Annotated in this window: 19 protein-coding genes; 16 read left to right on the top strand and 3 right to left on the bottom strand. The window is 45.0% G+C overall.

Features of this window, described 5'->3' with window-relative positions; all coding sequences use genetic code 11:
* Nucleotides 1-120 precede the first annotated feature (120 nt).
* The 3 genes from BM210_RS05830 to BM210_RS05820 all read left to right on the top strand — a co-directional run bounded on the left by BM210_RS05830 (nt 121) and on the right by BM210_RS05820 (nt 3,524).
* Nucleotides 121-1,659, top strand: coding sequence for a bifunctional GNAT family N-acetyltransferase/carbon-nitrogen hydrolase family protein (locus tag BM210_RS05830; protein ID WP_091165521.1), 1,539 nt, complete (start codon nt 121-123; stop codon nt 1,657-1,659).
* 33 nt (nt 1,660-1,692) lie between these two features.
* Nucleotides 1,693-2,568, top strand: a complete 876-nt coding sequence (locus BM210_RS05825) for a carbon-nitrogen hydrolase family protein (protein WP_091165518.1) — start codon at nt 1,693-1,695, stop codon at nt 2,566-2,568.
* Nucleotides 2,569-2,654: 86 nt separating this feature from the next.
* Entirely contained in the window at nt 2,655-3,524 is an 870-nt protein-coding gene (locus tag BM210_RS05820) for an AraC family transcriptional regulator (protein WP_091165516.1), read from the top strand.
* On the opposite strand, the gene BM210_RS34665 is transcribed toward BM210_RS05820, so the two are convergent.
* Nucleotides 3,508-3,663: a hypothetical protein gene (locus tag BM210_RS34665; protein WP_177237650.1), complete on the bottom strand. Its 156-nt coding sequence runs from the start codon at nt 3,661-3,663 to the stop codon at nt 3,508-3,510. The genes BM210_RS05820 and BM210_RS34665 overlap by 17 nt on opposite strands.
* 320 nt (nt 3,664-3,983) lie before the next feature.
* Here BM210_RS34665 and BM210_RS05815 point away from each other — a divergent pair, with 320 nt between their 5' ends.
* A complete protein-coding gene (locus BM210_RS05815) occupies nt 3,984-4,982 on the top strand; it encodes a Gfo/Idh/MocA family protein (protein ID WP_091165513.1) in 999 nt (332 codons plus the stop codon).
* 94 nt (nt 4,983-5,076) lie between these two features.
* On the opposite strand, the gene BM210_RS05810 is transcribed toward BM210_RS05815, so the two are convergent.
* Together BM210_RS05810 and BM210_RS05805 are read right to left on the bottom strand one after the other, a co-directional pair.
* A complete protein-coding gene (locus BM210_RS05810) occupies nt 5,077-6,714 on the bottom strand; it encodes a response regulator (RefSeq protein WP_177237649.1) in 1,638 nt (545 codons plus the stop codon).
* On the bottom strand, nt 6,707-8,440 hold the full coding sequence (locus BM210_RS05805; RefSeq protein ID WP_091165507.1) for a sensor histidine kinase: 1,734 nt from the start codon (nt 8,438-8,440) through the stop codon (nt 6,707-6,709). Before BM210_RS05805 ends, BM210_RS05810 begins: the two co-directional genes overlap by 8 nt.
* Before the next feature lie 258 nt (nt 8,441-8,698).
* On the opposite strand from BM210_RS05805, the gene BM210_RS05800 reads away from it, so the two are divergent.
* From BM210_RS05800 to BM210_RS05745, 12 genes are all read left to right on the top strand, one after another.
* Nucleotides 8,699-9,451, top strand: coding sequence for a helix-turn-helix transcriptional regulator (locus tag BM210_RS05800; RefSeq protein ID WP_091165505.1), 753 nt, complete (start codon nt 8,699-8,701; stop codon nt 9,449-9,451).
* 25 nt (nt 9,452-9,476) lie between these two features.
* Nucleotides 9,477-10,439 (top strand): ABC transporter permease, encoded by a 963-nt coding sequence (locus BM210_RS05795; RefSeq protein WP_091165502.1) that lies wholly within the window; start codon nt 9,477-9,479, stop codon nt 10,437-10,439.
* Nucleotides 10,440-10,613: 174 nt separating this feature from the next.
* Entirely contained in the window at nt 10,614-11,441 is an 828-nt protein-coding gene (locus BM210_RS05790) for a carbohydrate ABC transporter permease (RefSeq protein WP_371263434.1), read from the top strand.
* A gap of 120 nt (nt 11,442-11,561) precedes the next feature.
* The gene (locus BM210_RS05785) at nt 11,562-13,271 is read left to right on the top strand and encodes an extracellular solute-binding protein (protein ID WP_091165497.1); all 1,710 of its coding nucleotides are present in this window, start codon (nt 11,562-11,564) and stop codon (nt 13,269-13,271) included.
* A 123-nt stretch (nt 13,272-13,394) separates the two neighbouring features.
* Complete coding sequence (locus BM210_RS05780) at nt 13,395-14,441, top strand: aldo/keto reductase (RefSeq protein ID WP_091165494.1); 1,047 nt, start codon at nt 13,395-13,397, stop codon at nt 14,439-14,441.
* A complete protein-coding gene (locus BM210_RS05775) occupies nt 14,442-15,332 on the top strand; it encodes an SMP-30/gluconolactonase/LRE family protein (RefSeq protein WP_091165492.1) in 891 nt (296 codons plus the stop codon).
* A 66-nt stretch (nt 15,333-15,398) separates the two neighbouring features.
* Complete coding sequence (locus BM210_RS05770; protein ID WP_177237648.1) at nt 15,399-16,391, top strand: DUF4432 family protein; 993 nt, start codon at nt 15,399-15,401, stop codon at nt 16,389-16,391.
* Nucleotides 16,392-16,407: 16 nt separating this feature from the next.
* The gene (locus BM210_RS05765; RefSeq protein ID WP_177237647.1) at nt 16,408-18,552 is read left to right on the top strand and encodes an alpha-amylase family protein; all 2,145 of its coding nucleotides are present in this window, start codon (nt 16,408-16,410) and stop codon (nt 18,550-18,552) included.
* A 140-nt stretch (nt 18,553-18,692) separates the two neighbouring features.
* Nucleotides 18,693-19,712: an amidohydrolase family protein gene (locus BM210_RS05760; protein ID WP_091165487.1), complete on the top strand. Its 1,020-nt coding sequence runs from the start codon at nt 18,693-18,695 to the stop codon at nt 19,710-19,712.
* Nucleotides 19,713-19,764: 52 nt separating this feature from the next.
* On the top strand, nt 19,765-20,634 hold the full coding sequence (locus BM210_RS05755; RefSeq protein WP_091165484.1) for an aldo/keto reductase: 870 nt from the start codon (nt 19,765-19,767) through the stop codon (nt 20,632-20,634).
* A gap of 251 nt (nt 20,635-20,885) precedes the next feature.
* Nucleotides 20,886-23,018: a hypothetical protein gene (locus tag BM210_RS05750; protein WP_177237646.1), complete on the top strand. Its 2,133-nt coding sequence runs from the start codon at nt 20,886-20,888 to the stop codon at nt 23,016-23,018.
* 283 nt (nt 23,019-23,301) lie between these two features.
* Nucleotides 23,302-25,218, top strand: coding sequence for a sigma-54-dependent transcriptional regulator (locus BM210_RS05745; RefSeq protein WP_177237645.1), 1,917 nt, complete (start codon nt 23,302-23,304; stop codon nt 25,216-25,218).
* Nucleotides 25,219-25,312: the final 94 nt, after the last annotated feature.

Below are 25,312 nucleotides of genomic sequence, written 5' to 3'. Positions count from 1 at the left end.
AATTCCGAATGTGATTTACATATGGTGTTTGTTTACACTTCGTTTACACACACTAAATATACAGATAGTACTTCCTGTTTATACTGAATACAGACCATATTGAAAGAGTGGAGCGTCTATATGACAATAGGTGATATTTCGCAATTTGAGAAGAAGATCATTATCCGTAACATCGTGCGGTCCGATTTTGAAAATATTATCGAGCTGCAAAACGTTTGTTTTCCGAATATGCTGCCTTGGAAAATCGAGCAGTTGGAAAGCCATATCCGTATATTCCCCGATGGACAAATTTGTGTAGAATATGATGGTAAAATCATCGGTTCGTGCTCCAGCCTAATCGTCAACTTCGATGATTATCTAGAGCAGCATACGTATGCAGAAATTACCGATAAGGGCTATATCCGCACTCATAACCCATTAGGTGGAAATTTGTATGGCATGGAGGTCATGGTCCATCCGGATTTCCGTCGAATGAAGATTGGCAGACGCTTGTATGAAGCACGGAAGCGGTTGGCTGAGGAGCTGAATCTGAAAAGCATTATTGTAGGTGGACGTATCCCGCTCTATCATAAATACAGTGATAAGATGTCACCAAGAGCCTACGCTGAAGAGGTTTTGCAGCAAAATCTATATGATCCCGTATTGACCTTCCAGATGATGAACGGCTTCACTCTAAAACGAATCATTACAAACTACCTGCCGGATGATCAGGAATCCATGACCTATGCGACGCTGCTGGAATGGAACAATATTGAGTATAAGCCGAAGATCTCCAAGGTCCATTACAAAATGTCGTTTCCGGTTCGGGTATGCGTTGTCCAATATATGATGAAGAAAATCGAATCGTTCGAAGAATTCGCCACCCAATGTGAGCATTACGTGGATGTGGCTTCCGATTATAAATCAGATTTTGCCGTATTTCCGGAAAATGTGACGATGCAGCTATTATCCTTCTTGGATGAGCGTTCGCCCAGCTTGGCTGTCCGTAAATTGACCGAATTCACACCGAATTACGTGGAGCTATTTTCTGAGCTGGCTGTTAAATATAACGTGAATGTCATTGGGGGATCACACTTTTTAGAGAAAAATAATCGTATTTATAATGTAGCCCATTTATTTCGCCGCGATGGGACGATTGCTCAGCAGTATAAGCTGCATATTTCTCCAAATGAACGCAAGTGGTGGGGAATTAACGGTGGCAATCGGTTGGAAGTCTTCGATACGGATTGCGGGAAAATTTCGATTCAGCTCAGCAGTGATATTGAATACCCCGAGATTTCGCGTATTGTAGCTGAAGAAGGGGCGCAAATTATTTTTGTACCCTATTGCACGGAGGATCGCCAAACCTTTTTACGAGTCAAATATTGTGCCCAGGCGAGAGCGATTGAAAATCAAATGTTCGTTGTAACCGCAGGGACGGTAGGCAATTTAACGCATGTTGAAAATATTGATATCCAGTATGCACAATCCGGCATCTATACACCATCCGACTTCTCATTCCCCCGTGACGGTGTTGCCGCAGAATGCAGCGAAAATACAGAAACGGTAATTATGGCCGAGATTGATTTGGAAGTACTGCAGCGCTACCGAAAAACGAAGGAAGTTTTGACGATTGGGGATCGACGAACCGATATTTATTCACTGCAAATTCGTTCCTAATTCGTTTTTTATTGTGAAGGAGTCACGCCACTTATGACAACACTGACGATTGCTACGATTCAATATGCACTAACCGATATCCATTCCTCCGAGCATTATTGGGAGCTATTGGCCGAGAGGCTTCAGGAAGCAGTGAAGCAGGGGGCTGATCTGGTTGTATTTCCGGAATATGTGACCGCACATTTGCTGTCACTCGTTCCAGTCATGGACAACGAGGAGGCATGCCGTTATTTAGACAGCTTTACGTCCGTCTACCGGGATTTCTTCCATTATCAGAGTAGAGCAACCAATATGGTGATTGCTGCAGGCAGTCACATCTGCAAGGAAGAAGACGATTACGTAAACACTGCATTTATTTTTTTTCCTGACGGCCGCGTGGAGACGCAAAATAAATTCCATCTTACTCCCGAAGAAAAGCACCGCTGGCTGCTGAAGAGCGGCAATTCGCTCAATGTCATGGATACCCAGTGGGGCAAGGTGGCCATTTTAACCTGCTATGACATCGAGTTTCCCGAGATTGCCAGAATTGCTGCGGCGAGAGGTGTTGAACTGATTCTGTGTCCTTCCTATACGGATTCTGCTGCGGGATATCACCGTGTTCGCCATTGCTGTCAGGCACGAGCCGTTGAAAATCAATTATTTGTGGCCTTAAGCGGAATCGTTGGCTCTTTGCCAGTGGGCAGGCCCCAGATTGATGAAGGTCATTGTCAGGCTGGTGTATTTGCGCCCTGTGATGTCCCTTTTCCAAGTGATGGCATCTTGAAAGCAGGGAGGCTGAACGAGAATATGGCGGTATATACGACGATCGATTTCGACGAGCTTCACAAAAACCGCAAGCACGGCGTCGTCGCTCCCTTCTATGATCGTCGTCCGGATCTATATGAGCAAGAAGATAAGGTGGAAGTATAATCAGAAAAACTTGATAATAGGGCCCTCCCCAACTATGATGGAATCAATAACGCTTTGAACTTTTATAGGCATACAGGAGGACCCGCATGCGTAAGGAAAAAATGGATTTGGATCACGCATTTCCCATCGATATGGCCAGAAGAACGATCCGAGCCAACACGGTAACGAAGCACTGGCACCCGTTTCTGGAGCTTGGGCTTTGCGTCGAGGGCGAAGGCTGGTTCCATATCAACGATGAAACCTACCCCGTGCGCCCTGGCGACTTATTTGTCGTGAATCAGGCGCAGCCTCATATTGCCAACTGCGATCCGGACAAAATGTGCCGTTTTATTTTTATATATTTTCGTCCCTCCATATTGGAAACGAGCGAGCCTGAGCTGCTGTTGCCCTTTAACTCCAAGCCTTTTGTCATTCGCAACAAGATCACAGGCAGCCTGCCAATAGCGCAGGAGATCGGTCGGCTGATGCTTAGCATGGGAGAAGAATTGGAGCAGAAGCAAGTCGGCTATAAAAGTTATGTAGTAGGGGCGCTTCAGCAGTCGTGCGCGCTGCTAGTCCGTTATTATCGATCACTTCTGAGCGAACAGGAATGGAATGTGACCTTAACTTCATTTAACAGGATCTTCCCAGCGCTGCAATTTATTAAGGAGCATTACACCGAGACGATTCATTTGGAGGACGTGGCCGCACACATTTCACTAAGTCCTTCCCGAACTTATCATTTATTCAAAGAGATTATTGGAGACGGTTTCAAGGAGTATTTAATTAAAATGCGGGTGAAGGAAGCACAACGGCTGCTGATTGGCAGCGATATTCCGGTTACCGATGTGTTTTTGCAAAGCGGATTCCCGAATCACGCTTCTTTTTACCGTTCGTTCCAGCAGCTTGTGAAAATGACACCAAGTCAGTATAGAAAAAGTGCAGGAGCAGCAGCGGATTTTATGAATTTTCCATAAGTTGTGCTGCAAATCTCAGTAAAAAGCAGCAGCGAAGGTCTGAAGCAAGCTCGCGCGGTGCATTGAAAATACGCTTCAATGTAAACACCCGGCCTTCTACCTTCGAAATCAACTTGTTTGCAGCATTATTATTGCTCATTTATAATGATCCTCCTTGATTGAATGGTAAGATAAACTTGCTCTATCTATAATATTCCATAATAGGAATATTCCTTATATGGAATATTTATAAATTTATTTTCTGAAAGCAGGTCTGTTGATCATTGTTAATTGGGAATTATTATCTGTATGGCTTCCATAAGGATATTTGAGATGACTGCAACGGATTTTATGAATTATTCGTGCTTTATGTTGAAGCTTCGCTCCAGTGTTCCTTCTATACTGTAGAAGACTATTAGGAGCCTGTTACTCTTTTAGAGAACGCTCCGTACAAGCATAAACAAATCAGGAGGAAATAACATGGAAAAGAAGTTGCGAATTGGTATTGTAGGCTGCGGGAAACATATGTTTGAATTTATTTATACGTGTCTCAGATGGACACAGCCCGTTCAGGTTGTCGCTATTTGTGATATTGACGAGACCAAGCTTAACCGGTTTTCAAATTTTTACAATATCTCGCAGACGTATACGGATTATAACGAGATGATTGCCAAGGAATCGTTGGATGCGATAATCTGCGTCATTAATGAGCAGATGCATTACGAGGTAGCAAAGGCGGCACTGCTTGCCGGAATTGATATTTTTGTCGAGAAAACACCAAGCTCCACCAGCCAGCAGGCTGAGGAATTGATTGAGCTTCAGAAGCAATCCGGCAAGACTGCGATGGTAGGATTTAACCGCAGATTTATGACTTCTTATGTGATGGCCAAGGAAATTTCCTCGCGTCCGGAATTCGGCGGTATTCATATGTATCAATCACAATTCAACACGACTCCGTACAAATCGGAGGCCTACTTCAAGTTAAACCATGTGATTCATCATCTGGATTTGGCTCGCTTCATGATGGGCGAAATCAAGCTGACTCAGGTACAGCGTGTATGTATTGATGATAAAAGAGTTGGCTATACAATTTCATTCCGTTCCGAGTCGGGAGGAATCGGTACGATTCAATCCGGTTCACTGCTCGATGAGCTGTATCCGATGGAGCGACTGGAGTTGATTGGTGACCGTCAAAATGTCGTGGTTGATAATGTGAAGAACCTTGTCTACAACCGTCCCCCAAGTCAAAAGAAGGATCAATTCAAGCCCTATGCGCTGCTTGATGGCGGCGATACCTTAAGCTGGAGCACCAACCACGGTCTGTATCCGAAGCATTCCTATCATGGCTATGAGGATGAACTGGTTTATTTTATCGATTGTCTGATGAACGGCCGCAAGCCGGAGCCGAACTATGAAGACTCCGTGAATACGATGCGTCTGCTGGAGGATATGGAAGTGCTGCTGGCTGAGCAAGTGTAATAATAGCCGATAGTACTATGAGGCCGGAAATAAGATACCCGTGGAGGTGTGTTATTTTCGGCCTTTACGAATAGTAAAGCAAAGCTTCACCGCATCAGACTTCCCTGCTGCGGTATTCGTCCGGTGTCATGTTGAAATACTTTTTGAATACACGTGAGAAATGAGAGGGGTTTATATAGCCGGATTTCCGAGAAATTTCATGGATTTTCTCATTGGTCTCACTTAATAAATGAGAGGCCTTTTCCATTCTTAATCTATAGATGTAGTCACTCATGCCTTCGCCCGTTTCCAGTTTGAATATTTTCGATAAATAAGCAGGGTGAAGATACACATGATCGGCTAACGATTGCAAGGATAAATCATGTTCAAGGTTGGCATGCACGAATTCCTGAACTTTATGAATGATCGTATGATGACTGCCTTTGGCTTCCTTGACGGCATGATCCCGTAGGGAGTGAATAATCCGGAATCCCCATTTCTCCAGACTTTCAATGGAAGCGAGTGTTTCGTGATCGGTCGCCTTCAAAATACCGATGTCAGCGAATTGCTCCAGCAGAAGGCCTTGCTTGTGCAAGGTTTGCAGCACAGCGGAACCGAGCATTAACGCGGTTTCCTGCATATATTCGTAGGTGTAGCCTTTTTTCCTGCGAAGCTCTTCAACAATCGCCATGAACTTGTCTTCCACTGCACTGAAACGGCCTGCCTCCAGCAGATGAATAAGCATCGGTGGTTCATACAAATGATGCAGCGGTTGAAATTCAGCAGGCGGTACTTCATGTTTGGAGCTAATAAAAAAACCATGCAAATTTTCCGGATGCCGACGAATGATCGAGATAGAGTTTTGGTAAAATGGATAAATCTGATCAGGATAGCTGCCCCAATCACTGATTAGCACGGAGATACTGCCTTTCAGATATTGGATCACACTGTCCTGCAGCTGCAGCGACAGCTTTTCGAGAATCTTACGGGCTTGTTGTTCATTGATTTCGCTGCCCGACAGGAAGCTTGGGTCCTTCGGAGTAATGACAAATACCAGATAATCGTGGATGTCCTTACATTGCCATAGTTGAAATTTCTCATCAAAAATTTCTTCGCTGATATTAACGATGCCAAACTCCAGTAAGGATCGACTGTAATCATCATAATTGCTGAACCCTTGCTCCATTCGCACGAACATCATAGCAAAAAACTGATCGCGTTGATCCGGCAAATTGAACATGGCGAGCTTTTTGTCCAAGGTCAATGGGGGTATATATTTGCCTTGCAGCAGATCGTTGAGGAGTGCGCTCCTTAGCTGTGGAAGATGCTCGCTCAGGGTGTACAGCGTGCGCTGCTGTGAGATGAGATCTCCCCACTCGGTTTTTATTTGATCAATGGCAGCCTGAACAGTCTCAATGAGTTCATCCTCCTTGACCGGCTTCAATAAGTATGCGACAGCACGAGAGGAGACGGCATGCTGGGCATAACTGAAATCGGAATGCCCGGAGAGCAGAACACATCTGGTCTTACTGGAAATCGTGCGGATTTTATCAATCAACTCTAGGCCGGAGATACCCGGCATCCGGATATCAGTGATCACAATATGAATATTTTCGAACTGAATGATTTGTAAGGCCTCCTTGGCCGAATGGGCTGTATGCACAGCTGTAATTCCGAGTTCCTCCCAAGGATATGTTGAGGCCAAATTATCTACAACAAACTTTTCATCGTCAACAATTAATAGTTCAAACATGGTTTGGTTCATCCCTTCTTATTGAAAGTACAGCCTTTAAGCCGCCAAGCTCTGAATGATCGAGCAGCAGACCTGATCCGTCACCGTACATATAGATTAATCGTTGATGCACGTTCCATACGCCGCAGCCCATTTCTTCTGTCAGCGGTTCGGAGCATTTATTACGCAACTCCTGAAGCTCAATATCCGTCATTCCGACCCCGCTATCCTCGACGACAATATCGATTCTGTTCCGATTGATCTCCATATGGATGGTAATTCGTCCATCTCCATCAAGCGGCTCAAGCCCATGGATAATGGCGTTTTCGACCAAGGGCTGCAGCAGAAGTCGGGGAATAGGCAGATCCAGCATCTCGGGAGGAATATGGATCTCGTAATCGATCTGCTGACGAAGCTGCTGAATGGTCAGGTAATTGTTTACGAGTCCGAGTTCTTCCTTTAATGAAGAGGTTTGCCTTTCTACTCGAGTCGTATATCGATAATAATCACCGAGATTGGTAGCCATCGCTTCCACAGCCTTATTCTCGCCGAGCCTCGACATGCTGACAATGAAGAAAAGACAGTTGTAAAAGAAATGCGGATTAATCTGTGATTGCAGCTGCTTGAGTGTGGCTTCCCGTGAACGAAGCTTCTCGGCATATACCTTCTCAATGAGCTCTTGAATTTCGGCTGCCATCTCATTAAACCGACTGAATAGAAAATGAAATTCGTTCTTCGGCTGTTTGGATAGACGGGCTGAATAATCGCCTCGCTTCAGCTTCTGGACATTATTGATCAGCTCGCGAATCGGTATCTGCACATTGCGGTAGAGGAAAAAGGACATCGCAGTTCCGAGAATAAGCAAGATCAGCATCACCGAGAAAAATAAATTACGGCTTTTATACATCGGCGACAGCACTTCGTCAAGTGGGACAAAATCTATCAAATACCAGCCCAGCACAGTAGAGGGAACGGAGCTGACCAAATATGGCTTACCCGCAATCGACACTTGAGCATAGCTGCCTTCATTACTAGGCGTGTGGTTCTGGAAATAACGGATTAATTCGGTGATATGCTCGGCATTTCCTTGGCGATTCGTAATCGGGTCGAACCCTGCCTTGTAGAAAAAAGGGTTTCCTTTCCGAGTGGTTACAAATTCGTCAAGCATATTTTTTAAATTGTCGGTCGTAAAGCTGGTTTCCACAATAAGATTGGCAGATGAAAGGTCATAACGCGAGCTTGGTGGAGATGTTGTGTACCACGTAAAGCGGTCATCGGGATTCAATTTGTCTTTTTTATCAAAGGTCCATCGGGTAATTAAGTTTTCCTGCAGCTCCGGCATCTCGTACTCAATGACGGGATACGTAGATAGTGTAACTCCGGTAACAGGGGAGAAGATGGAGATACTGTTTCTCCAGCTGCTGGAGCTGCTGTATAGAAGCAGTTTATCCTCAATTGTTTTTTTTGTTTTTAAAATAGTAAATAAGCTTTCCACCTGATCTAATTGACCAATTTCACGAACACTGCTCTCATTACTTAAGGTAATGGTATGGAGAGCGAGTTGGGCAGCGGTATTTTCAACCTGGCTTAAGAAAAAGTTGAGTTGTCGTATGCTTGAAGCCTCGATTTCATTCTGAATAACCATAATACTAGTCTTGTACGAATAACTGTATAGAAACATAACGGGGATAAGCAGCACGAGCATCAGTACCATAATTCTTTTGAAAAAGCTCATTTTGAACGGCATGGAGCACCTTCATTCCTCTTCAATAAGTTAGTCTTAGTTTATCATGATCGAAATCAGTAAAACAGATATCACTTCTTAAATGCTTAAAATTAGTACACGTTTCCAAAGAGGAGAATATATGCGATTTGTTAAAAACGCTTTATGATAAGAAAGTAAGAAGAACATGCTGAATGCAAACGAAGTAAGTTTTGCTGCACACAATCAGTTAGCGCTTACGAAGTTAGTTTTTCTGCGAAAACGCTTAGGAGGGAAAAAATATTGATTTCTGGAGCGAGTATGGCTGTTTCAACGCGAATTCCCGACAAACATTCCAGTGCTCAGGGTAAAGAGTCCAGCTTATTTCTATCTTACTTATGTGAATCGCTGCTGTTGATTCAATTGCTTGAAGAGCATCGTTGGGAGGCAGCAGAGAAAAAGCTCGGTGATTTATTCAGCAAATGGCATGCGTCTGAAAATGTTACAGGTGAACACAAGTTTGAGATGTCTAATATGCTTAGTGTGGCTTACAGCTATGCTGCAAGCCGACAAGGGAGGCAGCCCGAATCCGTGTTTGGCAACGAATCGACGAAGCTTGCTGTGAAGTCAACGGATATTTCATTGCCAGAGCTGGAACAATGGGCAATGGGGGTAATGAATAAGCTCAGAGCGGAACAAGGGGAAACCCGCACAGTGATCGCACCCCATAAAAATGATATCATCCAGCAAATCCAACACATTGTGCAGCAGAATCTACACGAGGATGTGTCACTGCAAATGTTATCCGAAAGAGTGAAGCTTCATCCCAAATATGTTTCTTGGTTGTATAAGAATGAAACCGGTGAAGGCTTCAATGATTATGTACATCGATTGAAGATGGAAAGAGCTGTACATTTTCTGCGTAATAGCAGAGAAAAAGTATATGAGATTGCTGCTAATCTGGGCTATCAGCATACGTCTTATTTTATTCGGGTGTTCAAGGACAGATTTCAAATGACACCCCAACAGTTTAGAGATCGATCAGCTTGTTCATAACACAGATAGAGGAGAGCGCAGAGACATGGAAAACGCGCAGCAAATGAAGCAAGAAGCCATTGTAAATACAGCAGCAAAACGAGTAAAGCCCAAGTGGAACCTGATGCGTAATTGGCCCTTACATTTAATGGTTATCCCAGCCCTGCTGGTTGTCATTGTTTTTCAATATGGTCCTCTTCCTGGGCTCATAATGGCTTTCCAACAATTTAAGCCTTGGCTTGGATTTATAGATTCTCCATTTGTCGGTTTGGAGCAATTCAACAAGATGTGGGAATTCTCACAATCCCGCCAAGTTATTCTTAATACATTAATCATCGCCAGCTTAAAGGTTGCTTTTCAATTGATTGTTCCCTTTATATTCGCGCTGCTGCTGAATGAAATCCGTATGATCCGATATAAACGAACAATCCAGACGTTGGTTTACTTGCCCCATTTCTTGTCATGGGTTATTCTGGGGGGCATCCTGATTGATATGCTGTCCACAGATGGAGGAATGGTCAATCGTATTCTTGGCTCGATGTTCGGTATTAAACCGATATTTTTCCTTGGAGACGGTGATTGGTTTCGGTTTACGGTCATTGTGAGTGATGTATGGAAAGATTTTGGCTTCGCGACAATTATATTTCTGGCAGCCCTTGCTGGCATTGACCCTAGTCTTTACGAGGCTGCGGTGATGGATGGCTGTAACCGTTTCAAGCAAGTTCTCTATATTACGATACCAGGCTTGATTCCCATCTCTATAGTAGTAGGAACACTTTCACTTGGAAGTATCTTGAATGCCGGCTTCGACCAGATATTCAATCTATATAATCCGTTGGTGTTTGCCAAAGGAGATATTATTGATACATATGTATATCGAGTAGGGCTGCTTAGTGGTGATTACAGCTTTGGTACAGCGGTTGGGATGTTCAAGTCCATCGTCAGCTTTATACTCATTATGATTGCTTACCGTATGGCATATGTATTCGCCAATTATCGGATCTTTTAAATGTTCTGCGAAAAGCTTTTTACGGAAACTCAGCTTAGCTTACGAAGTAAGTTGGCTAAAGCAAACTCAGTTTATGCTTACGAAGTAAGTTTTCTACGAAAACTCTTAGGAGGGAAAGCATTGAATTACCCATCGCTTCCTTATAGACTATTCACCATATTTAATTACATCTTTATGGGGCTGCTTGCTCTGCTTTGTATACTTCCGCTTGTGAACATTCTTGCCGTTTCCTTCAGCTCTCCGGCTGCTGCAAGCGCTAATCTGGTAGGGGTTTGGCCAATTGGATTCACGGTGGACGCCTATGCCAAAACATTAGAGAATGATAATTTCCTCAGGGCATTAATTAATGGGATTACCAGAACTATAGCTGGAACTGCATTGTCCATGGCACTTATTACACTAACAGCCTACGCATTATCAAAGGACAATCGCGATTTTCGGGGCAGGACGTTCTACATGTGGACATTTGTGTTCACGATGCTGATGCATGCAGGCTTGGTTCCCACTTATATCCTGATTCAAAAGCTTGGCATGATCAATACATTGTGGGCTTTAATTCTCCCTCAGGCTGTTAATGTATTTAATATGATTCTCCTGCTCAATTTCTTCCGCTCTAGCGTGCCGAAGGCTTTGGAGGAGGCAGCTTATATGGATGGAGCCGGGCACTTTCGCACCGTATTCAGCATTTATTTACCACTTGCTCTGCCAGCGATTGCTACGGTCTCGTTGTTCACGATGGTTGGCCAGTGGAATTCGTGGTTTGATGGCTTGATTTATATTACGAAGCCGCAAAACTATCCACTTGCGACTTTTTTGCAGACGATCATTGTGCAGAGAGATATGAGCACTATGAATGTAAGTGTGGAAGACCTCGAGCAAATGAGTGAACAAACTGTTAGAGCTTCGCAAATGTTTATTGGTGTTATACCCATTTTGCTGGTATATCCATTTCTACAAAAGTATTTTGTTAAAGGAATTGTGATGGGATCGGTTAAGGAATAGGTCAATTGTTTTTGATATAGATATATTAGATAGAATGATATCAATATAGATAATTTGATATATCTTTCGTATATATCTTTAGATATACTCTTGTTGAAAACATATGAATGGGGGATTTACATGAATCAGAAATCGTTAAAGAAAGCGTTCGTTCCATTGCTGCTTACTTCTGCATTACTAACGGTAACCGCCTGCAGCAAAGATCCGGTAGAAGCACCAAAGATTCCAACAGCTGATTCCACGGCACCTGCAACAGGCATCAAGTACACGGCACCGTTTAAAGATGGCAAATATGATCCGCCGATTACACTTACAACGATTGGCGCCATTCAATCAAGCACAACCTTTAAAAATGGGGAAACGATGGAAAACAATGTGCACACCAAATGGGCCAAAGACCATCTTGGCATTGAATTGAAATACAATTGGACAGCACCTCAGACAAATAATGCTTTTGACACCAGATTGCGCCTTGCGCTTTCTGCCAATGAAGAAATGCCCGATGTAGTATCGGTAACCAGTACAGCACTAGCCAATGACCTGATTGATTCCGGTAAGTTCATGGAGGTCGGTAAATTATGGGAGCAATATGCTTCGCCGAATTACAAAAAGGCGGTTAATGAGGACCCTTCGATGTGGTATCCATTCATGCGTAAGGATGGTGCCTATGCTATTCCGATTCCCGATTATTCCTTTAATGATGATACGGTTTTCTACATTCGTGAGGACTGGTTGGAAAAGTTAAACCTTAAAGCACCGCAAACAATGGATGACCTGGAAAAGGTTATGGATGCTTTCGTCAATCAGGATCCGGATGGAAATGGCAAAAATGACACTTATGGTCTTGCGCTCTCCTTGCGTGATTCTATCGTCGCTAAGCTTGGCAGCTCAAGTTGGTTATATGGGGCCTTTGGAGTCATGCCTGAAATCTGGAATGAGAATTCGGACGGAACACTGGCTTACGGCTCGGTTCAGCCGGGAGTCAAGCCAGCGCTCGGCAAAATGAAGGAATGGATGGCAAAAGGATATATTCATAAAGAAGCCGCTTTACAGGATGAAACGAAGGCATCTGCCTTGTTTACCTCTGGACGCGCGGGAATAATACCCGGCCCGCACTGGATGACACTTTTTCCGCTGGCTGACCTGGCGAAGAATGTACCGGGCTCCAAATTTAAGGCTTATGCCATTCCAAAGAATGCTGACGGCAAACAAGGCCGTAAAGGTACATTAAACTTTAGCGGCTCCGTGCTTATTAATAAAAATGTGAAGAATCCTGAAGCATTCTTCGTTTATCAAAACGATTTATTCGAGAATTTCGCTTGGCCTAAAAAGGGTGGAGAGTTCGAATATCAGTTTGCAGAAAACTACGACTACATTTTAATCGATGGAAAACCGACTGTCGATACAAACAAAATTCCAGGTGGGCGTGTACTTCCTGAGAAATACACGATTTCCGGTAATGCTGCCCGTATCCCTTCTTCGCAGATGGAAGCTTACGCGAAAGTTGCTAAAGGTCCTGCTTCTAATCCGTATGAAGTGAGAGCTACAATGATTGCAGATCCGCCAAGGCTTGAGGCAGCACTTGTCAATCTTGCGTTAAAAGATACAGCCAAAGCTTTTGTTGAAAAATTTACGGCGCCACCGACCAAGACGATGAAATCAAGATGGGATAACCTGAAGCAGCAGGAGAAAGAAGTCTTTACTAAAATCATATACGGTGAAACTCCAATCGATGAATTTGATAAATTCACCAAAACATGGGAATCCTCTGGCGGCAGTACGATAACACAAGAGGTTAATGAATGGTACGCAAGTGTAAAGAAAAAATAACAATAAATTAGTTTTCAAACCTTCAGAATCGCCGATTTCTCTTGCTGCGTACTCGCTTATAGCGTTGCGGGAGTAATCGGCTTATGAAGTGTGATGACACCTTACAAAATGGAGGGTTTCCCGGTGAAATATGGCTATTTGGGACGTACAGGACTTAAGGTTAGCAAGTTGTGTTTAGGAACTGGAACTTTTGGTGCTGGTTCCAAAAGCGAAGGAAATTGGGGCTGTGTTGAAGAAAAAGAGGCTTTTAAAATTATGGATGCTGCCTTAGATGCAGGTATTAATTTCTTTGATACGGCCAACGTTTATGGAAGACATGGTGAAGGCGGCTATTGCGGATTAACCGAAGAAATTATTGGACGCTGGTTTGCCCAAGGCGGAGGCAGGCGTGAAAAAGTAGTTATTGCTACAAAAGTGGAGCGGGAGATGGAAGGAGACGAGTTGGATGGCCCCAACAAGGCCAGAGGGCTTTCTCTTTATAAAATACGCCGGCATATAGAGGGTTCTTTGCGACGCTTGCAGACGGACCATGTAGAATTGTATCAAATGCATAATGTAGATCGCAAGGTGACTTGGGACGAGTTGTGGGAAGCTTTCGAGGGATTGGTCAGGCAGGGTAAAGTTGACTATATCGGCTCAAGCAATTACGCCGCATGGGATCTGATGAAAGCGCAGGAGGCCGCCAGAAAGCGGAATTTTATGGGTCTGGTTAATGAGCAGCACCGCTACAATTTATTTTGTCGAATTCCAGAACTAGAGGTTCTGCCTGCTGCCATGGATCAGGGAATTGGCATTACGATTTGGAGTCCACTGGTTAGAGGACTGCTCGGCGTTAACATGTTTGAGTTGGATCGCCGTCATTTATCGGACGAAGTCAAAATGGTTATCGAGAAATATAGACCGCAGTTAACAGCATTTTCGCAGCTTTGCAGAGATTTGAATGAAACGGAAGCTAGCGTAGCTTTAGCTTGGGAGTTAAATAACCCGGCGATCGTTGCACCGGTTATTGGACCTTCAAGCCTGCAGGATCTTAATGAAATGCTTCGAGCAGTGGAAATCAAGCTGGATGAATCGACTTTGAAAAGATTGGATGAAATATTTCCCGGACCTGGGGGAACAGCACCTACAGCTTACGATGGATGGAAAGAATTTTCAGGAGGGGGCAAATAAATGGAATTAGTAGTTTTTTCAGATAAGATTTTTGAGATTATTGATAAGGACTACGTTGTAGAACAACTGGTCTCAGGACTTGTGTTTACAGAGGGCCCTATTTGGGATAAAACAACACAATCGGTGCTTTTTACTGACTTTACGCCTAACCGTATATATAAATGGAATCGTGCTGAAGGGTGTAGTGTATATAGAGAAGAAAGCGGCAGAGCTGTTGGATTGACGATGGATCGGGCCGGGAGAGTAGTAAGTTGCGAAACCTCGAAAAGGAGAGTTTCAAGAATCGAAGAAAATGGAGAAGCGACAACACTTGCCTCCCACTATGAGGGCAAGCGGTTAAACAGTCCCAATGATGTGATTGTTAAATCAGACGGCATGGTTTATTTTACGGATCCTTATAGCACGGCGATGGGGGATACGAAAGAACTATCAGGAAACGGGATCTATAAAGTCTCGCCTGAAACTGGAGAAATCACGCTGCTTGGTATGTTTAATCGTCCGAACGGCTTGGCTTTCTCACCGGATGAGAAGCTGTTTTATATGGATGATACCAATTTACAGCATGTAGAAGTATTTGATGTAACTGAGGACGGCCTTATTACTAACGGACGCGTCTTTGCCACGCTCGATACCGATGAGGGCAGAGGGGCAGCTGACGGCATGAAAGTAGATAGTCTAGGAAATGTATATGTAACGGGCCCAGGCGGGGTTTGGGTTATTGCTCCGGATGGTGAAAAGCTGGGCATATTCAAGTTTCCCGAGGTGGCTGCTAATCTTTGCTGGGGCGGAGATGACTGGAAGACCTTATATGTTACGGCAACTTCATCCTTATATAGCCTACAGTTGAACATTCCGGGAATTCCGATCGGCAAGGGACTTGATGAAATTTGAGGCGGCTGAAGGCTTGAGGGGGATAATATGCCTCTCAGCCTTCTTTATGCAGGATTGGAGGGTGTTGTGGGAGATCATAAAGGCTGTTCAATAAGACATACTGTTGAATACGGAATTGATGTTGTATATCTGGAAAATGAGCTGTTAAAAGTCACGATATTGGTAGGTAAAGGCAGCGAGATATTTGAAATTATATATAAGAAATTGGACATGGACATCCTTTTGAAGACGAAAAATGGGTTAAGTGCCTACAAGGAAAGAAATTTACATGAGCAACGACTGACCTGGTACTCTGAACTTTATACGGGTGGGTGGCAGGACGTACTGCCGCACAGAGGGATTTATGAGGATATCGAAGTGACTCCTGATATGTACGGCATAGCTGCAACGCTTCCATGGGACTATGAGCTTTTGGAATTGTCCAGTGAAATTGTGCGTATAAAATGTGTGGTTAAACTGCCTGTCGTTCCGTTATATATAGAAAAAACATTTTGTTTAAGGTCCAATGATCCGACGATCTATATAGATGAAACCGTAGAAAATACGGGAGCTTCTGAAATGAAATTTACCTGGACTCAGCATTCTGCTTTTGGTGGACAGTTTCTGGATGAGCATGTAGAGATCGTTTTACCGGATTGCGTTGCTTTCCATGCAAGAAAATTCGCTGCCGAGAATCAAGCTGATCTAGCACAGTTTGAAGAAGCGGTCGATGCCATTTCATTGGTAAACGGCAGTAAACATAACTTGTTAAAGGTAAGTCCCAGATTTGCAAATGAGGAGCTCTTTATCACATTAAAAAATGTAAGCCAGCCTGAAGTTACACTTATTAACAGAAAAAAGAAGGTAGCAGTCCGATTGTGCTGGGATATGGATAGCTTTCCTTACCTAAGATACTGGTATAAAAATAATGATGATCTTTATACAGTAGCCATAGAGCCCTCCAATGATTATTTTACGAATTGGGAACATTCCTTAGCTCATGGAACCTATTTAACCATTCAACCCCGTGAAAAGCATACGGTATGGCTGGCATGTAAAATTTATGATGTAAATGAATGAGGAGATGTATCTAAAAATGAATAATGAAACAAACACTAATATACCGTGGTATCAAAAAACCATCCGCTGGGGGCAAACCAATCTTACGGAAATGGATCCTATCTACTGTGACATGGAGTGGTGGAAGGAATATTGGCATAAAACCCGAGTACAGGGGATTATTGTCAACGCAGGGGGAATTGTAGCTTATTATCCGAGTTCGTTCGAGCTGCATTATCGAGCGGAGGGATTGGGTGACCGTGATTTATTTGGCGATTTTGTATCAGCGGGCAGAGCGGAAGGGTTGGCGATCTTAGCCAGGATGGATATAAATCGGGCAACCCAGGATTTTTATGATGCTCACCCCGATTGGTTCGTCGTAGATTCAGAGGGAGTGCCTCATATGGCGGATGGACGTTATTTTTCTTGCATCAACAGCGACTATTATAAGGAATATATACCGCAAATCATGAAAGAAATCATAACCAAGTACCAGCCGGACGGATTTACCGATAACAGCTGGACGGGCGTATCACGACAAATTATTTGCCACTGTGAAAGCTGTAAAAGGAAATTTCATGCTGAAGCCGGAGAGGAACTTCCTGCTGCAGCCAATTGGAATGATCCTGTATACTTAAAGTGGATCAAGTGGAGCTACAAATGCCGGATTGAAAATTGGGATTTGTTTAATGAAATTACCAAAGAGTTCGGTGGGGCTGATTGTTTGTGGTTGGGCATGGTTAATGCCAATCCAGTGAGCGGCCATAGTTCTTTCTGTGATTTGAAGGAAGTTGGAGAAAGGTCCCAAATCATCATGTGCGACCATCAATCCCGCGATGCACTAAACGGTTTTGAGCAGAACAGCCTCAATGGAAGTCTACTGCATGGACTTGCCGGTTGGGACAAAGTCATCCCGGAAAGTATGGCTAATTATATTCGCGGGGTTCGCAGCTTTCGGATAGGCAGCAATCCGCCTAAAGAAACACAGCTATGGGTAATTGAAGGGATGGCCGGAGGTATATCGCCTTGGTATCATCATGTTGGCGCTGTACAGGAGGATCGACGTCAATTTGAAAATTTACCTGCTATTATGCAATGGCATGAGGAAAATGAGTCTTACCTGTACAACCGGCAGCCTGTTGCAAATGTTGGTTTGATCTGGAGCCAGGACAATACCGAGTTCTATGGGCGCGGGCAAGCGGAAGAGAAGGTGTCTCTTCCATGGCATGGATTTGTAAGGGCATTGACCAGAGCCAGAATACCATTTGTTCCCGTACACGCGGATCATATATCAAGAGAGGCTGAAAAGCTGGATGTGCTAATATTGCCGGATATTGCGGTATTGACTGATCAGCAGTGTCAGGCTGTTTGTAATTTTGTGGAAGCCGGCGGCAGTCTCGTATTGACCGGAGCATCCGCTACGCTTAACGAGTGGGGGGAAATACGAAGTGAATTTCCATTGGAAGCCATAACAGGTATCAAGCATATGTTTAAAGTGGATGGTGCTGTCAAAAACCAGACTTCCAATTGGGCATTTTATGACACACACAATTACTTCAGATTACCCGATGAAAGGCATTCCACACTTTCTGGATTTGAGGATACGGATATTCTCTCGTTTGGTGGACAGTTCCATCATGTCGAGACTGGTGAGCGAATGAGCGCCATTGCTACTTATATACCGGCATTTCCGATCTATCCACCAGAATTCAGCTGGATGAGAGAGCCAAATACGGATTTTCCAGCTATACTTGCAGGAGAGCATCCTTCAGGCGGACGCATTTATTACTTTGCCGGAGATGTAGACCGCTGCTATGGGCGCACACATTTGCCAGATCTGGGTGATTTATTAGCCAATGCGGTCAAGTGGGCTGCAGCAGACAAGCTTCCGCTAAAGGTCGAAGGTCCGGGTTATCTGGACTGCAAGCTGTATCGCCAAAATGGAAGACTGATCCTTCATCTGGTTAATCTCAGTGGAACGAATCAGAATCCTGGTTATGTAGAGGAGTTCCTGCCTGTAGGTCCGATTTCCATTTCGATTCAAACCGCTGGAGAAATACCGAAATCAGTTTTTTTGAAGGTGCGTGGAATCGAAGTACAGCCTGAAATCAATAAGGATTGGATTCAATTTCAAATTGATTCTTTGATCGATCATGAATTAGTTATTTTGGAGCTAGCCTAAAAACGGACGGAGTTACCGATGGCAAGTTCTGCTGTAAAGTGGTCATAGTGCTGATTTAAGTTTGTGGTGAACTCGGAGATAGTTTGCTATGTCTGTTCATTTTACTAGCTGTTTCACATTAACGGAGGTGTGGTTTCACCATGCAATTCAAGATGACAGATGCCTATGCACACTTTGGGCTGCCTCGGTTTGGCTCGCTGGACCAGCTTCTCAGCTATATGGATAACCACCATATAGAGCAAGCGGTAGCCGTCTTAGGACCGAGAGTGCCTGATTTCTCAATAATCCAAGAAGCGATGATTCGGTACCCGGATCGTGTACGCGCGGTCGGGATTCCTTTTGGAGAAAAGAAAGACGAACGGATCGAGGCTGTGAAGCTTCAGCTGGCTGCCGGAGCCATGGGTATTCGTCTTGAACCGCGCGAGGCTGTGGAATACCCCGACATCCTGGAGCTAATTGGTGAAAGCGGCCGCTGGGCGTATGGAATCGGAGCCTGCATCAATCAACAGATGGCCGAGTTGTATTTGGCCTGGTTAAATAAATACCCTGAGTCCAAGCTGGCTGCGCCGCATTTTATGTATGCCGATTTTTCATCTGAGGATCCCCATAAATCCGGAGGCAGTGTTCAAAAGCTGATGCAGCACGAACGATTTTTTGGTATTTTTGTGCGTAATGCCGGTATGACCGGTTCGGTACATCCTCATACGGCTTACAAGGCCTGGATGGAGTATGCCTACGCGCAGTGTGGTCCCGACCATCTGATGTGGGGAAGCGAATATCCGGTGCTATATTGGCGCAATGAAAATGCGAACGCAGCTATGGATATGTTCAGAGGATTTCTTGATTGCAATGATGAAGAGTGGAGCAAGATTTCCAGCACGAATGCAGTCGAGCAGTTTTTTACAGGATTGGCCCCACAGGGCATGGATGACTCTGTATCGCAATCGGCAGAGGGTCTGGATTTGACGACACAGGCACTGGTTATACCCGAATGGGTGGAGCAGCAGTTTGAACGTAATCGGACGATTACTTATTTTCCAAAGGGGATAGATCTTCCGGTTGAGGTATGTGATGCCATTCTGGAAGGATACTTGCATTCACCTGAGTTTGCAGTAGGCAGGAGCATGTCTGAATATATATGTAAGCAGTGGAACCGATAGGGTTTGGCCCTAACCGCGGTGCTGAATAGGAGAGCAGAAGGAGTGAGAACCAATGGAATATTCAATTTTAGGTAAAACAGGTGCAGTCGTCAGTCGGATTGGCTATGGAGGCGCAGCAGCCGGACTTAAAAATTATTTACATACCTTTGATCCGAGCGATGGGGATGATCGTAAACATATATTCGAATCCATTGAAGCTGCTCTGCAGGGCGGAATCAATTATTTTGACACGGCACCTGGATACGGTAATGGTGAAAGCGAAGAGATTCTAGGCGAAGCGCTTCAGGGTGTGACCGAGAGCGGCTCGCATCCGCTGTTTATCGCGACAAAGGCAAATTATAAAACCCGTGGAAAGCTGCGTGAATCTGTGGAGCTCAGCTTGAAAAGACTTCGCAGGGACCGCATTCAGCTGCTGCAAATCCATGGCGATTCCTATACAGTTGAGCAGGCCGACCATATCTTGATGGATGGAGGTATGGCCGAGGAGATGCTGAAGCTTAAGCAAGAAGGTCTTGTCGAGCATATCGGGTTTAGCAGTGAGGATAACAACGATTCCGTGTACCGCTTCATTCGCAGCGGCATGTTTGATATGATGCAAATTTGCTACAATTTTATTTTTCAACATAGCTATGAGCCCAGCCGTCCTTTCGGTAGTCTTCTGGAAGCAGATAAGGCAGGCATGGGCATAGTAACGATGAGAACTCCGACCTCAGGCACGTTTCAACGCTGGATACAAACCGTCAATCGGGGAAATACGTTCGATTATACGCCTGCACTGATTCAATTCGTATTGTCTAATCCGTATGTCGATGTAGCACTGATGGGAATGCGTGACAAAGATATTGTACATAAAAACATTGCGATCTGTGAGGATAAAGCCGGACGCATCAGTCTGGATGCGCTACATGAACGATATGTCTAAGAGTGCGTGTTTAAAAAGTATGTCCCTTTAGAAGTACGGTGAGTAAAGAGCGGAGCGACCAAATGATCCTGGAGAAGCGTTAGCGCTCGCCTTTGAAATCGTGAAGAAACCTTTTAATCTCATCCAATTTCACGATATCAACAGTGATCGGAAGGATATTTGGTCGCGCAGCGGGACTTATTCACCGGACTTCTAGAGTTCACTGTTCGAACGATTTGCAAATTCAAATGAAATATTGGAGGTCCAACAGCATGACTGATAATAAGCAATGGTATCAAAAGCAGCTGCGGATTTTGCAAACAGTACTGCGCGAGCCAGATGTAGTTGATTATGACGCAGGCTCCGTCGTCGACTATATGGAACAAATCCATGCGAACTGCATCATTATTAATGGTGGCGGGATTGTCGATTTCTTTAGACATAACCTGGTAACAGCAAACCCGAATCCATTTATGACCAAGGAGGATTTGCTCAAGGATCTGGTAGAGGCAGCCCATGCCAAAGGAATTAAAGTCGTGGTTCGTGTTGATTTCCGTGGTGTGGACAAGAAAATTTACGAACTGCGACCCCATTGGTTCGCTGTGAATGAAATCGGTGAACCGAAAATCCGCGATAATCCGCTTCACTCTGCAATTTTCCAGCCTTGCTACCAAAGTACCTACCGTAATGAGCATGCGTACCGGTTCATCGATGTGCTGTTTGAAAAGTATGATATTGATGGGATTTGGGAAAATTCGTATAGCCAAAGCGGGATCTGCTATTGCAAGAGCTGCTCAGACCGATTCCGCAAGGAAACTGGCCATGAATTGCCACGTGGCGGTCAATTTACAGATAGCCTTTACGATGAGTATCGTGAGTGGAAAGCAGCCTGCGTGATGGAGCATCTTCGTGATTGCCGTGCGGTTGTTAAGAAATATGGCGAAGAAAAAGCATATGCCGCCGAAATATTCGGTTTATATCATGACCGCTTCAAGACGGATGGACATGATCTGTATGCGATCAAGGATCACTTCGATTTCCTGGTCACTCCTTTATTTACAGCCAACCATGAGCCTATGAACGGTCCATCGACACTGATCAAGTTTTTGAAAAGCTTGTCTCCAGATAAGGTTCCGGTTATGCTGTTTGGTCACTTGGGCACCAATAATGATTTGCGCTACATTTCCTCTGCGAAGCAAGAAACGAGACTTTGGATGTGGGAGGCTATTAGTGCAGGTGGTTCATTCTGGAACTGTGTATTTAACGGACAGCATCCGGGTGCGACCTATGACCGCAGAAATGCGCTGCTTAGCGCCGACATTTACGATTATATGGAGCGTTATGAGGATCTGCTGACCGAGCAGCAAACCGTTGCAGAAGTTAATGTTTTGTATTCAAGAGCAACGAATGCTGCATTTGGCAATCCAAATCGGAGCAAGGATGCGTATCTGACGCATTTAATGGGCTTGGAGCAAGTATTGAATGACCAGCATATTCAATACCGGCTGCTGACTGACGATAAGCTGAACCTGGAGACGCTGAATGCGGCGAAAGTGCTTATACTGGCGAATGCCGCATGCCTGTCCGATCAGGAAGTGGAAATCATCCGCAGCTATGTGCGCGGTGGCGGCAAGCTGATTGCCACCAACCTGACCTCGTTCAGTACGCCGGAGGGTACGAACCGTCATGATTTTGCATTAAGTGATGTATTTGGCTGCTCGTTTACAGGCAGTGTCAAGGACAACTCCCAGTATGGCTATCAGTTTGTAAAAGAAGCTCATGCCTTGACGAAGGGCTTTGAGGATACTCAACTGCTTGCCAGCTGGAGTGACCAGTATCTGGTTAAAACGAATACGGATACGGCACAGGCGCTGCTAACGTATGTACCGCAGATTTTCCCGCAGCCGCCGGAGCGTTCCTGGCTCAGAAGCTATGAGACGGATTATCCGACCATGATTCTAAATTCTTTTGGTGAAGGGCAGTCGATCTTCTTCCCGTATGGTGTGGATCGCAATGTGTGGCTGCATGGGCATAATGATTTCAGTGAGCTTCTAAAAAACGCTGTTGATTACATGCTGGAAGAGCAATATGTGATCCGCTCGAACGCGCCTCTCAGTGTTCATTTCAGTCTTAACAAAAGCGGTGCAGCAGAAGGAGGTTATGTGCTTCATATCGTCAATACGACAGCAGCTCCTCGCCGTCCGGTGCTGCAGACGATTCCAGTTACAGATATTGAGGTTGAGATCCTATTGCCTGCCCAGCAGGTAAACGAATTCAGAATTCTGCAAGGAGATTCCGGAATTGAGCTTGTGCGCGTGGAGCCTGCTTGCGAAGGGCAAATCAAGTTGTTTGTCCGCATTCCGCGTATCGAAGAATATACGGGCATTTATATCGATGCCCTCTAGTTCTGAGTTTGAGGCTTCAATCTGTCAAACTGAACCCATTGTTCCCCAACGCTTAGCGATTTGAAAAGAGTCCAAGTTGTTCTGCTATGTCTTGGACTTACATGTGATTTCTGCGAGTATGTACAACGAATAGCTGATTAAGCCGATGCTGTCCCATTATGGATAGATCGGCTTTTTCTTCTGTTTGTTGTATAATCAATATGATGAATTTTGCATCAATAATAGTCAGGGTGTTGGTATGATGACAACGGACTGTCGTTATTTGAATCATGGAGGGCTTATCATGTTGAAATTTTTGTTAATCGCCCCTTATCGCGGGATGAAGGATCTGCTGGAAGACATACCGGCAGCACCTGGCTACGAGGTCCATGCAGAGGTGGGGGATTTGCAGCAGGGTGTGAGCATTGCTGGAACCGCTGAGCAGCAGGGCTATGACGTTATTATTAGCAGAGGTGGAACCGCACAACTCATACGCAGCCAAGTAAGCATTCCGGTGATCGAAATAACAGTCAACGGCTATGATATTTTACGTTCACTAACTCTGGTAAAAGGTTATCGGGGTACGATTGGGATTATAGGTTTCCCCAACATTGTGGATGGCGTGGGCACGATTGCCGAGCTGCTGGATATTCAGGTGATGACCTTCATCATCCATCATGAGCATGAGGCGGAGGCGGCAGTAAATAAAGCCAAGGAGCTTGGCGTCGATCTCGTTATTGGCGATGTGGTTACGGTAGCGGTGGCCGAGCATTCGGGTGTTCGGGCGATTCTAATTACCTCAGGCCGCGAAGCGTTGCAGGAATCACTGCTGCAGGCCGAGCAAACGGTCAAGCGAAGAGAAGCAGAGACACGCCAAATCGTATTAATGAAATCGATATTCGACTCATTGAAGCAAGGAATTGTTTGTGTGGATTCCGGGCAGAACGTCATACTGTGCAATGAACAGGCCGGGTATCAATTAGGGGTAACGGTGCCCATAGCGGCAAATACGAAATGGCATGAGCTTATTGCCGGCATCTCCACTCCCATCATGGCCTACGCAGATGCAAGTCGTACAGAGGATAGAGCAGAAGGAGCTGTCAGACTGGATAGAACAGCTGTACGCAACAGATCAGATCCGTTTCAGGTGCAGGAGTCTGACCCACAAGAGAATCTCATTTTGGTGATAGAGCATTCTTTGGCCGAGCACGGAACGATCTATGAGCTGCATAACAGTCGGTCAATTGAAGGTCTGGAGCGTCGGGCACGCAGGATAAGGGAGGATAGGCTTTCACCACCCAAGTGCAGGTTTCAGCAATTTGTGCAGACGGATTATATGAATGAGGCCTACATGGATAAGGCTAAACGATGGAGTAAACAGCTGTACCCGATCCTCATTATCGGAGAGCCGGGAACCGGGAAGAAGACACTGGCTCAAGCGCTGCATAATGACAGTCCTTATCAGTCAGGCCCGTTTGTCTTGTTCGATGCGGGCACCTATGCTATCGACCAGCAGGACCAGCAGCTGTTCGGCCGCTTGGACCAGGAAGGTACCTGCTTGCTGCGTCGTGCAGAATCGGGAACGCTGCATATCCATCGGATCGAGCAGCTTAGTTTGCCTGTTCAGCGTAAGCTTGCCGCGACTTTACAAGCCTCTCATGCGGCCCTGATTAATGAGGATCGGCCACCATTTCGATTCATAGCTTCCACATCGGCAGATTTGGCGCATAAAGTGAATCAGGGAGAATTCGACATGCAGCTGCTCGTGCAGCTGCAGATTTATTCGCTTCATCTCCCGCCATTGCGCAGTGTTTTAGCGGATTTGGATCATATTGTATTTTGGTATTTGGCGGAAATGAACCGAGCCTTGGGCAGTCAGGTGCTGGGTATTAAACCGGATGCGTTGAACAGGATGACAACCTACGAATGGCCAGGCAATTTTGCCGAGCTGCAGCAGGTGCTTAAGCTGATTGTCGAGACTTGTGAGGGTTCTTTTATCACGCTGCAGCAGCTGCAGCCGGTGATGGACAGCTTGATAAGTAAATTGGGCAGCGCAACGAATGACAGCCTGGCGCAGCTGATCGGAACAACGCGGACTCTTGAGGAAATCGAAGGTGATATTATTCGTTTCGTTCTTGAGCAGGAGGGCTTTAACCAATCCGCTACTGCCAAAAGACTGGGGATGAACCGTACCACGCTCTGGCGCAAGCTAAGCCAATGAGTTCAAGCTTGTATAAAAGCTTTTACAAACGTCACAATTCAAAAAAACGTTTAAAAATGAAACACAATCCTGCTTTATCGCCGTTGTGATATGA

It is taken from the genome of Paenibacillus sp. 1_12 (assembly GCF_900114475.1).
GTDB lineage: Bacteria > Bacillota > Bacilli > Paenibacillales > NBRC-103111 > Paenibacillus_S.
The sequence above is the reverse complement of the archived record's forward strand: the minus strand, read 5'-3'. Positions and strand labels throughout refer to the sequence as shown.